At 68.4% G+C, this 11,148-nt stretch carries 12 protein-coding genes and 1 pseudogene; 10 read left to right on the top strand and 3 right to left on the bottom strand.

Going from position 1 to position 11,148, the window contains the following annotated elements; all coding sequences use genetic code 11:
- The 3 genes from DM816_RS16460 to DM816_RS16450 form a co-directional block, all read left to right on the top strand.
- Positions 1 to 978 (top strand): ATP-binding cassette domain-containing protein (locus DM816_RS16460; protein WP_162907535.1); only part of this gene is annotated, 978 nt, incomplete at its 5' end.
- Positions 979 to 1,015: 37 nt separating this feature from the next.
- Positions 1,016 to 1,417 carry a glycosyltransferase family 2 protein gene (locus tag DM816_RS16455; protein ID WP_117211117.1) on the top strand — a complete coding sequence of 134 codons (402 nt, stop codon included), beginning with the start codon at positions 1,016 to 1,018 and terminating at the stop codon, positions 1,415 to 1,417.
- 5 nt (positions 1,418 to 1,422) lie between these two features.
- Entirely contained in the window at positions 1,423 to 2,043 is a 621-nt protein-coding gene (locus DM816_RS16450) for an L-threonylcarbamoyladenylate synthase (protein ID WP_117211121.1), read from the top strand.
- Positions 2,044 to 2,151: 108 nt separating this feature from the next.
- Here DM816_RS16450 and DM816_RS16445 read toward each other — a convergent pair whose 3' ends face one another.
- Positions 2,152 to 3,489, bottom strand: coding sequence for a hypothetical protein (locus tag DM816_RS16445; RefSeq protein WP_117211116.1), 1,338 nt, complete (start codon positions 3,487 to 3,489; stop codon positions 2,152 to 2,154).
- A 119-nt stretch (positions 3,490 to 3,608) separates the two neighbouring features.
- Between DM816_RS16445 and DM816_RS16440 the strand changes: the two genes are divergently transcribed.
- Complete coding sequence (locus DM816_RS16440; RefSeq protein ID WP_162907534.1) at positions 3,609 to 4,514, top strand: diacylglycerol/lipid kinase family protein; 906 nt, start codon at positions 3,609 to 3,611, stop codon at positions 4,512 to 4,514.
- On the top strand, positions 4,511 to 5,320 hold the full coding sequence (locus DM816_RS16435) for a metallophosphoesterase family protein (RefSeq protein WP_211588732.1): 810 nt from the start codon (positions 4,511 to 4,513) through the stop codon (positions 5,318 to 5,320). Before DM816_RS16440 ends, DM816_RS16435 begins: the two co-directional genes overlap by 4 nt.
- A 294-nt stretch (positions 5,321 to 5,614) precedes the next feature.
- Here the strand turns inward: DM816_RS16435 and DM816_RS16430 are convergent, their stop codons facing one another.
- Entirely contained in the window at positions 5,615 to 6,148 is a 534-nt protein-coding gene (locus DM816_RS16430; RefSeq protein ID WP_117211114.1) for a hypothetical protein, read from the bottom strand.
- Here DM816_RS16430 and DM816_RS42610 point away from each other — a divergent pair.
- The 4 genes and pseudogenes from DM816_RS42610 to DM816_RS44525 form a co-directional block, all read left to right on the top strand.
- Entirely contained in the window at positions 6,147 to 6,320 is a 174-nt protein-coding gene (locus tag DM816_RS42610; protein WP_162907533.1) for a hypothetical protein, read from the top strand. The genes DM816_RS16430 and DM816_RS42610 overlap by 2 nt on opposite strands.
- Positions 6,321 to 6,668: 348 nt before the next feature.
- Positions 6,669 to 7,268, top strand: a complete 600-nt coding sequence (locus DM816_RS16425; RefSeq protein WP_162907532.1) for a hypothetical protein — start codon at positions 6,669 to 6,671, stop codon at positions 7,266 to 7,268.
- Positions 7,269 to 7,902: 634 nt separating this feature from the next.
- The gene (locus DM816_RS16420) at positions 7,903 to 8,973 is read left to right on the top strand and encodes a DNA glycosylase AlkZ-like family protein (protein ID WP_211588731.1); all 1,071 of its coding nucleotides are present in this window, start codon (positions 7,903 to 7,905) and stop codon (positions 8,971 to 8,973) included.
- A gap of 185 nt (positions 8,974 to 9,158) precedes the next feature.
- Positions 9,159 to 9,352, top strand: a pseudogene (locus DM816_RS44525) (transcriptional repressor); the annotation flags it as partial.
- A gap of 229 nt (positions 9,353 to 9,581) precedes the next feature.
- Here DM816_RS44525 and rpsN read toward each other — a convergent pair.
- Positions 9,582 to 9,887 carry a 30S ribosomal protein S14 gene (gene rpsN, locus DM816_RS16415; protein ID WP_117211111.1) on the bottom strand — a complete coding sequence of 102 codons (306 nt, stop codon included), beginning with the start codon at positions 9,885 to 9,887 and terminating at the stop codon, positions 9,582 to 9,584.
- 75 nt (positions 9,888 to 9,962) lie between these two features.
- Here rpsN and DM816_RS16410 point away from each other — a divergent pair, with 75 nt between their 5' ends.
- A complete protein-coding gene (locus tag DM816_RS16410; RefSeq protein ID WP_117211119.1) occupies positions 9,963 to 11,141 on the top strand; it encodes a CobW family GTP-binding protein in 1,179 nt (392 codons plus the stop codon).
- Positions 11,142 to 11,148: the final 7 nt, after the last annotated feature.

Raw genomic sequence — 11,148 nt, 5'->3', positions numbered from 1 at the left:
CGCCGCCGGCTGCCGCGCGGCGAGGTGGGCCGGCGCCTGACCGCCCTGGGCATCCCGCCCGGCCGGTGGTGGCGCCGCCCATACGCGTGGTCCGGCGGCATGCTGCAGCGCGCCACGCTGGCCGCCGCTACCGCACACGACCCGCCTCTGGTGCTGGCCGACGAGCCGACCTCCGCGCTGGATGCCGACCTGGCGGTCTCGGCGGTACGCCTGCTGCGGGCGCGATCCCGGGCTCTGCTGCTGGTGACCCACGACCCCACGGTGGCCGCGCAGTGCGACCGACGTGTGGACCTCACTCCCGCCGTGCTCGCGCCGTTGCCCGCAAGCGGTACGAAGACGGTTGGCGGGCAACCGGTGGTCGAACTGTCCGGCGTGACGCTTGTGGCCGGCTGGCGTCGTGTGCTGGCCCGGGGCGTCGAGCTGGCCGTGCGGCCGGGTGAGATCGTCGGTGTGGTCGGGCCGTCCGGCACCGGCAAGACCACGCTGCTGCACGCACTCGCCGGGCTGCGCCCGATCGGCGCGGGCACCGTCCGGTACGAGGGTCGGCCCAGCCCACCGCCGGGCTACGTGATGCCGGTCTTCCAGGACGCCGCCGCCGGCCTCGACCCGCGGTGGCCGATCTGGCGTACCGTCGCCGAACCGCTGATGGCACCGGATCGCGTGGCGGCCAGCGATCTCCTGCACCGGGTCGGATTGTCCACAGTGGACCCGCAAGCGCGGCCACACCAGCTCTCCGGCGGGCAGCAGCAACGGGTCGCCATCGCACGAGCACTCGCCGCCCGACCCGCGCTGCTGGTGGCCGACGAGCCGGTGGCACGCCTCGATCCGGCCGCCGCAGCCGGCGTTTACGCACTGCTGGCCGAGGCCGCCGCCGCAGGCATGGCGGTCGTGATCGCCAGCCACGACACCGCACGCCTCGCCCGGACCGCCCACCGGCTTGTCCGCCTCACACCCGAAGGCCTGCGCCCCATCCCGTAAGCCAACGCCATCTCACCAGCTCGCCTTGTGCATCCGCATGGACATCATCACGCCATACACCCGGGCCTGCCACCTGGAGGAGACCTATGACTCAGTTCTCCAGCACAACGATGTGCGATGGTGCCGGCTGATCCAGGCCGACGGCGATCCTCCCGGGTTGCCAGACCGGATCAGGTCCGATGAGCGCGTGTCTAACGAGGCCAATTCAGGATCCTGCGGGCCGGCGTTGACCCGCAATCATGCGCTGATGCGCTCGACCGCGCCGTTCGTCTTCGCCCTCGACGATGACGATCTGCCCTGTCCCGGGCGCTATCGGCCTTGGCCCGAGCGCTTGAGCGATCCGCTGCTCGACGGCAGCTGTGCACAGTGTCGGATGCGGGCTGAGCGGAGTGGACGCGAACGCGCAGTGCGATCGGGAGCCGGCAGCGTCCTATGCTGAGCGGGATGGCCAAGTATCTCGACCTGCACCCGGACGATCCACAACCGCGGTTGATTGCCCAGGTGGTCCACCTGCTCCGTGAGGATGGGTTGATCGCCTACCCGACCGACTCCTGCTATGCGCTGGGCTGCCGAGTGGGCAACCGTGACGGCCTCGAGCGCATCCGCGCGATCCGCAAACTCGACGACAAGCACCATTTCACTTTGGTCTGCCAGAACTTCGCCCAGCTGGGCCAATACGTGCAGATCAGCAACGCGGTGTTCCGGCTGGTCAAGGCGAACACGCCGGGTGGTTACACCTTCATCCTGCCGGCTACCCGCGAGGTGCCACGTCAGTTGTGGCATCCCAAGAAACGCACCATCGGAGTACGGATCCCGCGTCACACGGTCACCCAGGCCCTGCTGGCCGAACTCGGCGAACCGCTGTTGTCGAGCACGTTGCTGCTGACAGGCGATGACGAGCCGATGACCGAGGGTTGGGAGATCAAGGAACGGCTCGACCACCAGGTCGACGCCGTCATCGACGCCGGAGACTGCGGCACGGTCCCGACCACCGTGGTGGACCTGTCCAGTGAGCAGCCGCAGGTCGTGCGCTACGGCGCCGGTGACCCGACACCGTTCGAATAACCACGCGCCGGCCCCGGATTCGGGGCACATCAATCGCGCTTCCTCACAACAGATCGACTTGCCCGCTCACCATTGGTTGTTGTTCGCCCGGTCCAGAAATCGCCTTGTTTACTTACGCCGCACGCGGATGGCGTGTGCGTCCGCCCGTTCCACGCCGGTGGCGTCCGGGTTGGTGATGCGCACCAGGCCGCGAACCTGGCCACGCAGGCCGTAGTGGGTCAGCTGCACCACCAGCATGCCCGGGTCGGTGCCATGGGACGAGTGCGGATCGCCGGACAGCGGGTTGGGACCACGGGTGGACAGGAAAAACCAGGCCCGGTCGGGTGAAACGGCGAACAGGTCGGGCGTAGGGTCGGCGCTGAACGCTGAGGTCAGGTCCACAGTGGTCAGACGCGCGCCGGTAATACCGTCGAAGACCTCGGCCACGTTGGCGTCCCGGTCGGCGACCCAGACGTAGCGCCGGCGGTTGGTCGCCTCGCTGCCGTGCGCGTCGCGTCCCGCGGAGTCGTCGTCGAACAGCCGCTCGACCGGTGGCACGTTCGGCGGGTTGGCCGCAGCGTAGCCGTTCATCGGCAGGCGGAACACGCTGAACTGGTCCAGGTTTGCCGGGGTGCCGCCGCCTCCGTCGGCGAAGACCTTGCCATGGGCCTCGGTGAAGCCGCAACCGTTGGCGGGAACACTGGCCAGATCGTACTCGGCGACGATCGACATCGGGGTGGTCCGCCAGTCCAGCACCAGCATGCCGCCGCCACGCAGGCTCACGAACAGCGGCCCGTTGTCCGAGGCGATGAACGGGCAGATCGGCGCGTTGTCCGGCCGGATGCCCGCGGCCTGGCAAGGCGCGCCGTTGGGCGTGGTGCAGGCGGCCAGGTCGACGGTGGCGGCCGGCTCCTGGACGAAGGATCCCGTCTGATAGTCGGTACGGAAGCGCTCCATCTTCTTGCCGTTTTGATTGGCCACCATCAGGTACCGGTCGTCGCGCGATGGCCAGATGGCGTGCGCCTGCCGTGCCCCGCCGGTGCCGGGCTCGGTGCGCACGCAGGCGAGCGGCCGGCGGTTGCGCGCGTCCAGGAAGACCACGTGTCCACTGGCCACAAAGGACAGTGCGGCGTGGGTCTCGGCCCAGTTGAACGTGAGCATGTGCGGCCGTACCGGATCGGCGCCCGTGCTGGCACGGCACAACCCGGCGGTCTCTGCGCCCAGATCCACGACGTCGGTCGGAACCGCCTGCGACGGAGCCGGGCCGGTGAGATCACGGCCGTCGTAGACGCGCAGCGTCCCGCCGTAGCCCAGCCCGGCGGTGTCGGACTGGTCGACGAGCCACACCTCGAACGGCGGGATCGCCGTGGTGCTCGCGCCCACGGTGCCGCTACCGCCGACCGCCAGCAAGATGGCGGTGGTGAGCGCCATCGACGAACTGATGAGCTTCGTTCCGGTACCGGCCATGCCGTCAGTGTATTCGCGGGCCTCTACCGGACGCGGCTGGCAGCAGCGGCGCCCGCGCTGCCCACTGCGTCGGTCAAGTCGTGCTTCGCGGCATAGGCCGAGTGTCTAGACTCCGAACCGTGGATCGCGTCGCCGTCGTGTACAACGCGCGTTCCGGCGTGCTTCTGGGCAGGCCCGACGACTCACCGGCCGAGCAGCTGACCGAGCTGTTCGGCCAGCGGGGCGTCGCGGCCGAGGTGCGGGCGTTCGACCCGCAGACGTTCGCGACGGATCTGCGCGAGCTGCTGGCCGGTGAGCCGGACGCGCTGATCGTCGTCGGCGGGGACGGCACCATACGGTCGATCGCCGAACGCATGCTGGGCAGTGACGTGCCGTTGGGAGTCCTCCCGGCGGGCACGATGAACGTGCTCGCACGCGATCTGGGCATGCCGGGCGACCTGGACAGCGCGGTCCGCGCGCTGTTGAACGCCCCGGTGGACCGGATCGACGTGGCCACCGTCAACGGCCTGCCGTTCCTGTGCAGCTCGACGCTGGCGATGATGCCGCACCTCGGCCGGCTCCGGGAAAGTGCGCGTGGCGGGCTCGGGCTGGACGCGTTGCGGCTGCTGGGAAGGGCGCTGCGGCTGGTGTGGCGGTACCCGCGGATGCGGCTCACTATCGTCGTCGACGGGCAGGAGCACCGAGTGCGCACGCGGGCGGCCGTCGTGTCGTGCAACCCGCTGGCCTCCGGGCCCCCGCCGATGCCCGGCAGGCAACGGCTCGACGCGGGCACGCTCGGCGTCTACGTCGCCCGGGACCGGACCAATTGGGATCTGGCCGTGGTCGCCGCCAAGCTGTTCGACGGCAGTTGGCAGCGCGACGAGCGGATCCTGCGGTTTGAGGGTAAGACTGTCCAGGTGAGATCCTCCCGGCTGGCGTTGATGAGCGTGATGAGCGACGGTGAGATCGCTCAGCTGGCCATGCCGCTGGACTATGAGATCCGGCCGCGTGCGCTGGCCGTCCTGGCGCCCGGAGCCGCCACGTGAAGCCGACCGGCCTGCGGATCGCCCAGATATCCGATCTGCACTTCGGCCGCGACGTCCCCGCGATCGCGCAGACGCTGCGGGCTGAGCTTCGCGACGCCGCCCCGACGTTGATCGCGGTGTGCGGCGACCTGACGCAGCGGGCACGCACCGTGGAGTTCCAGGCGGCACGGGCGTTCCTCGACCAGCTCCCGGCTCCGGCGCTGGTCGTGCCCGGCAACCACGACCTGCCAGGCTGGCGGGTGTGGTCCCGGATTGCCCGGCCATGGCGCAATTGGCGGCAGCAGATGCTCACCGACGCGAACGGCACGGTCATTCACACGGGCGACGGACTGGTCGCGGTCGGCGTCAACACCGCCCGGCAGTGGAGCCTGCACCCCGACTGGTCGCGCGGCCGGATCAACATCCGGCAGCTAAACGAGATCTCGGAGGCCTTCGACGACGCGCCAAGGGACGCGCTGCGGGTGGTCGTCGCGCACCACCCGTTCCTGCTGACCGAGCCAGGACGCTACCGGGGCCTGGTCGGGCGGTCGCGGCTGGCCCTGCAGCACCTGCACCGGCGCGCGGACCTACTGCTCGGAGGGCATATCCACCTGGCGTACAGCGGTGTCGTCAGCGGCCTGGTCATCGCGCAATGCGGCACCGCCTTCTCCGACCGGCTCAAGGGCGAGCCCAACAGCTACAACCTGATCGAAGCCGAGGGCGACCGGATGACCGTCTCCATCCGGCGGTGGGACGGCGATCGCTTCGACACCCACCAGCGCACCGAATACGTCCGTGACGGGCACGAATGGCGTACGTACTCATAGTGTTTCCGGGCTCCGTTCGGGCACCCGTCTATCGAACGAACGGCACCGCCAACACCCCCAACAACTGCCTCGGCAGCGCACCCGCAGTCCCCAACTGCACCGGACAACATCCCAACCCTCGCGCACAGCAAAGCGCGAGGGCACGCGGACCAAACCATCACACCCGCCAACGAATCCCGCTCTCGCTCTGCATTGGGCGGATCACCATGATGGAAACGAACTCACCACCAGCGGCGGCGGTGTCCTGGGAACCCCAGTTCCTCACCGCCACCAGCAGCGTGTTCAGTGCATTTGCTATTCGATGATTACCACGATGAGTGTCCGTGGTTCCCAGCCCGGCACCGTGACCGTGATCGTCACGGTGGCCGCCTCCAAGAACCGGCATTCCCGGACGGCCGCTTCGTATCGGCACGAGACCTTGCCGGATGGTGTTATCGAAAAGCCTTCAGGACCAAGGTTCTCCACTCGCATCTCGGTACCCACCTTCACACACATCGCGGCCCAGGGCATCCCGCCCTCGGTGGCGTTGAGCGTGAACTTCTCGGAGGTACAGGCTGTCGAGGGTCTCGGCGGTGTAATCGCCTTGGCTATCTCGACGTTGAAATGCCGGGGATCGCCCGGGGTCACGGTATTGAACCGGATGGTTCCTGTGTGGATCAGGCGACACGAGTGAACGCCGCCGGCGTAGAAACAGTCGACCTTGTCCCAGGAATCGGCCGAGAGCATCCCCGGCCCCAGATTCACCAGGCGGAGGAGGCCGCCGACGGTGATACACACCTTCGCGTTGCGAGTCTCGTTGACGATGATCGAGTGGACGATCGCTCCCATGCAGTCGGCGGGTGAGCGCTGGGAAATCGGCGCAACGGTTGCCGGTGGTGCCGAGCCCGTGCTGCTTGACTGGGCGACGGCTGGTGGCTGGTCCTGGCGGGAGGGTGGCGCCGCGCTGCAGGCAGCCGCGGTCGCGGCGAACATGAGGGCAGCGGCGGTGACGATGAAGTAGGGACTTGAACGGTTTCGCATCTGTTCTCCTTTGTAGATTTAACCTTCATCGTGTTAGTCACCGTCCTCACCGCTTTTGTTCTATCCGGATCCAGTCGGGTACCTGACACGCCCCCGACTTCGCGCTTCGGGTTAGCCGTACCTCCGGGTTGACGTGCGTGATCGGCGCAAAATACAGCTAAGTGCGGTCACCGGCCATGATCCGTTTTGGCTGTGACGGCGGCATGCGTCGTCGACAGCGTGACTGGGAATTTTCACCAACACGCCTACGGGTAGCACGGTTTCTGATCGAGGGGCACCCGCGCGGAAGTGGGTTGAAACTGCCGGGTCGAGTGGTGTCATCGAGCCTGTGGAACCGGGAGCACTTCGAGGTCGCGACCCTCGGAAGGAAAAGGACCTTGACTATGCCCGCCAGCGACGCAGCGCGGCGGAGTATCCGCACGCGGCGCGCAGGCAGCTGCCACGCAAGAAGGCACGCGCACAGCGAGCCTTCCGCCGCGGGGCGGCCCAGGCATTGCGCGCTGCGCGCGGCCGCATGCAAGACGAGTCGGCGCAGCGGGCGACGATCGATCTCGATCGGGTGGACCGGCGGACCGTGGCGACTTGGACGAACCCGACGCTCGGGGAGCATGTCCAGCAGGCACTGGAAAAGCGTGTCCAGCGGGTCGCGTGGAACTTCTTCAAGCACCCGTATGACACTGACCGGCACCGCCAACCGTTCGCCCGGTTCCTCGCCGCGCTGACCGCCGGCAGGCGGGGGCACTCCGGCGAGATGGCGCGGCGTTTCGGTCTCATCCTTGACGCGCCAATGCGTGCCGATCCCGGCCCGGTTCGGGTGTGGCCACCAAGCCTGTCGCAAAACCACCAATGGCTGTCAGCCTTCTTCGCCGACGAACCCGACTGGAAACCGAAACTTCGCAGCTGGATCGCCGAGGTGCGCCCGGACTAGCAAGCAGGTTCGGCTCCGACGACGTGTTGCCGAGCACGACGAATGATGACGAGGCAGCCGCTCGCAACGGACACTTGCGCCCATGATCGGGCGGATCAGTTGATGATCACGTTGTGATCGACGCTCCTAATCGGACGGTGCCTACCATGTCCGGGTCGGAACCCTGACCGAACAAGGGGAGGCGAGCTTCAACGCTGTCGAAGACCGTCCGCAGAGGTGTCTTTGCGCGCTGCCGGCTCGCCTCCAAGCGGGGCCGGGGTCGTCGTAGACAAAGGGCGTAAGCAGGATGCCCCGGATCGCGTCCATCGCTGTGTCAACCCGCTGGGCGAAGGCCTGGACCCGGCCGGGGAGGAGCGTTTTCGCGACCTCGACGACGGTGGCGTTTGGTGGCGGGCTCCACAAACGACAGTTGCCAGTGGTCGGCGTCTCACTTGAGGGTCCTCGCCAGACAGCGCTGACCTGGTCTCAGTTCGGAACCCGCTTGCGGACAGTTGATTTGGAGCTATTGGCAGCAGTGGCCAACGCCAGTCAAAGAATCCGATGAGCGCGCCATGGTCGCAAGGTGCGAGCAGTGCAGCTGCTCGGATAGCCTGCGATGGTGTCACTCAGCTGGTCCCAGGCCTTGGCTTGGCGTATGCGGCGGCAGTTGCTCGACCCGGTCGGCACCGAGTCGGTTGCAGGCGTCGTGCGCCGCTTGGGCGCCATCCCGGCTCAGCTTGACGCAGCGGCCGAGCTTGCCGTGCGTGTCAGGCGCCAACGGTCCCGGCCGGGCGAAGTCGCCCGCGCCTTGGCCGATGGCCGGGTCATCAAGACGTTCGCCTTTCGCGGCGCGACCCACCTGGTGACGCCGGAGGAAGGTGGCGCGTACCTTGCGTTGCGGGCCGCCAGCCGGATGTGGGAGCTGCCCAGTTGGCAACGCTATTACGGCCTGACGCCCGCGGACTGGCCGCGTTTGCGGGAGGCTGTCCGGGAGGCGCTTGCCGATGGGCCGTTGACCCGCGACGAGCTTGGGGCAGCGGTCACTGCCCGGCCGAAGTTCGGTCATCTGGGCTTTGCCTTCGCCGACGGGGCCGGCACATTGCTCAAGCCGCTCGCGTGGCAGGCGGACATGAGCTTCGGCCCGCCGCGAGACGGACGTGCGACCTTCCAACGCCTGGATACCAACCCGCGCTGGGCGGGCTTGCCTGACCTCGACGAGGCCGGCATGCGTGCGGTCGAGGCGTACTTCCGGGCGTACGGCCCGGCGACGCCTGACCACGTGCACTACTGGCTCGGCAATGGGCTGGGCGCAGGCCGCAGGCGGATCCAGTCCTGGATCGCGGCCTTCGGTGACCGCCTCGCGCTGGTCCACATCGAGGGGGAGTCCGCCTATATCCTGCGCGAGGATCTCGAGGACCTGGCCGCGACGCCCGCGTCGGCTGCCGTACGGCTCCTGCCGGGATACGACCAATGGGTCCTGGGTCCGGGAACAGCTGACGCTCACGTCGTGCCGCCTGCCAGGCGGACGCTGGTCAGCCGCGGGGCAAACATCGTGATCGTCGGTGGAGTCGTGTCCGGCACGTGGTCGCTTTCCGGCGGCCAGGTCGTCGCTGCGTGGTTCGCCGAAGCGGGGCCGCCACCCGCGCGGGAAGCGCTGGCAGATGAGGTCGCGCGGCTCGCCACGATCCTCGGTCGGCCCCTTCAGCCGACTGCCCGGATGACGTGAGGCCTCCGCCCGTACGGGGAAGGGCCGCCAACCGCGGGTCGGGTGCGGATCGTTGCCGACACGTCGCGATCACGGCACGTGTCTCATTTCGACGGCCTATTCGGACGGCCGTCACCTGGTATCAGCTGGGAACCCCGAGCGGACGGTCGGTGCCGCGTCGCTAAGTCGCTATAGGTGTTAACCCGGAACAGTTCTACCGGCTGTGCCGGCAGACCAAACAGCACCACCATCACCTGGTCTGCCGCTACTGCGCGGGCACCATCGACGTCATCGGACGGCGGTGGAGAAGTGGGCCGACCGTGTCGCCGCCGAACACGGCTTCACCGATATGGGCCAAACCCTCGACATCTTCGGGATCTGCCCGAACTGCGCCGGCTGAACACCAGGTAGCCCACACCCGCCGTGACGGCAAGAGGCATCCAACCGAAGACCACCCCCGCAGTCAACGCGAGAAGGGTCAGCGGCGGGAGCAAGTCCCGACGTTCCACACCGCACCAGAATCCGGCCGAGACGCCACGGGCGAGAGCGTCGGCGAAGCGGCGATCACGGGCCCGTTCGGCTGCCGCGATCTGGGCCAGGATCCGCTCCGACGCCGCGTCGAGCATTGCTCACCAGCTCGCCTTGTGCACGCCCGGCAGCTCGCCACGCAACGCCATCTCGCGGAATCGCACCCGCGACAGGCCCGCCTTGCGAAGGAACCCGCGCGGTCGGCCGTCCACCATGTCGCGGTTGCGCAACCGGGTGGCGCTGGCATCCCTCGGCTGGCGCTGGAGCTCGGCAAGTGCGGCCTCACGTGTCTCGGCTGCGGTCGACGGCGACACGATGACGCGTTTGAGCTCGGCCCGCCGCTCGGCAAACCTGGCCACGATCTCACGCCGCCGCTCATCCTTGACAATCTTGCTCTTCTTGGCCATGGAAGCTCCACATCATCGGTTGGCGCCTGCTACGCTAATACATAATGACAATCGTTTTCAAGAGTGGAGGTGGAGATGGCCCGCGTCGGTGCTCCGCCACGGGTCGCGGCGACGGTGGTGTCGGGCTTTCGTTCCCACGCCAACCTCGCCGTGGCCATGGACCTGCTGGCGGTGCGCAACCGCGCCGTCTTGGTGCGTCATGACCTGAGACAGCTGGCTTCGGGTGTGGTGCGGCGGTTCGTGCGCACCCGCGATGCCGTGCTGGAGGACGAGACGGTCCACCTGGTGCACGGGTGCGTGGCGTGCACGCTGCGCGAGGACCTCCTGCCCACGATGGTGCGCCTGGCGCGGGCGGATCCGGGCCGCGAGATCGTGCTCGTGCTGCCGGAGGCGATCGAGCCCGACATGGTCGCGGGCGCCTGCGCGCACTGCGTCGTCGACGGCGACCCGGTCGCGAAATGGGTGCGCATCGACTCGTACGTCAGCGTTGTGGACGCGGAGACCTTTCTGTCCGATCTGGACAGTGGCGATGACCTCGTTCACCGCGACATGCAGGCCGACGCCGATGACCACCGGTCCGTGGCGGCCGTCGTGGCGCGGCAGGTGGAGTTCGCCGACACCATTGTGCTTTCCGGCGCCGAAGGGCTCGCCGCCGCGGACCTGTTCCAGTTGCGGGTCCTGCTGCACCGGCTGGCGCCCTGGGCCGCGCACGTCGACGGAATCCCGGGCACTGGCCGCTCACGGCCGGACTGGCCCGATGCCGTTGCCCGCGGTCTGGAAGGCTACGACCTCGGCGTGCACGAACCGGCCAGCGAATGGGGGGTCACGTCGGTGGTCTTCCAGGCCCGCCGGCCGATGCACCCGCAGCGGCTGCATGACGCGTTGCCGTGGCTGGCCACCGAAACGCTGCGCTCCCGCGGCCACGTGTGGCTGGCCACCCAACCCGACCTCGTGCTCGGCTGGGAGTCGGCCGGGGGCGGTGTCGCGCTGGGCGGCCTGGGCCGGTGGCTGGCCGCGCTGCCCGAGCCCGAATGGGAGCAGGCATCGCCGTTGCGCCGCGCCGCCGCCTCGCTGCGCTGGGACCCGTACTACGGCGACCGCGACAACCATCTTGCGCTCGTTGGCATCGGCGTTGATCCCGACGAACTGCACCAGACCCTGACCGGATGCCTGCTCACCGATGCCGAGCTCGCGCTGGGACAGGACGAGTGGAGCACCCTTCCCGACCCGTTCGCGGGTTGCTTCGAAAAGTAAGGACTGG

Origin of the sequence: Allorhizocola rhizosphaerae (genome assembly GCF_003426775.1) — a bacterium.
Lineage (GTDB): Bacteria > Actinomycetota > Actinomycetes > Mycobacteriales > Micromonosporaceae > Allorhizocola > Allorhizocola rhizosphaerae.
The sequence above is the reverse complement of the archived record's forward strand: the minus strand, read 5'-3'. Positions and strand labels throughout refer to the sequence as shown.

Coding starts and splice junctions, on each gene's coding strand:
- DM816_RS16455 (WP_117211117.1), top strand. CDS start 1,016: ATGGACATCATCACGCCATACACCCGGGCCTGCCACCTGGAGGAGACC.
- DM816_RS16450 (WP_117211121.1), top strand. CDS start 1,423: ATGGCCAAGTATCTCGACCTGCACCCGGACGATCCACAACCGCGGTTG.
- DM816_RS16445 (WP_117211116.1), bottom strand. CDS start 3,489: ATGGCCGGTACCGGAACGAAGCTCATCAGTTCGTCGATGGCGCTCACC.
- DM816_RS42610 (WP_162907533.1), top strand. CDS start 6,147: ATGCAGTCGGCGGGTGAGCGCTGGGAAATCGGCGCAACGGTTGCCGGT.
- DM816_RS16430 (WP_117211114.1), bottom strand. CDS start 6,148: ATGGGAGCGATCGTCCACTCGATCATCGTCAACGAGACTCGCAACGCG.
- DM816_RS16420 (WP_211588731.1), top strand. CDS start 7,903: ATGCGGCGGCAGTTGCTCGACCCGGTCGGCACCGAGTCGGTTGCAGGC.
- rpsN (WP_117211111.1), bottom strand. CDS start 9,887: ATGGCCAAGAAGAGCAAGATTGTCAAGGATGAGCGGCGGCGTGAGATC.
- DM816_RS16410 (WP_117211119.1), top strand. CDS start 9,963: ATGGCCCGCGTCGGTGCTCCGCCACGGGTCGCGGCGACGGTGGTGTCG.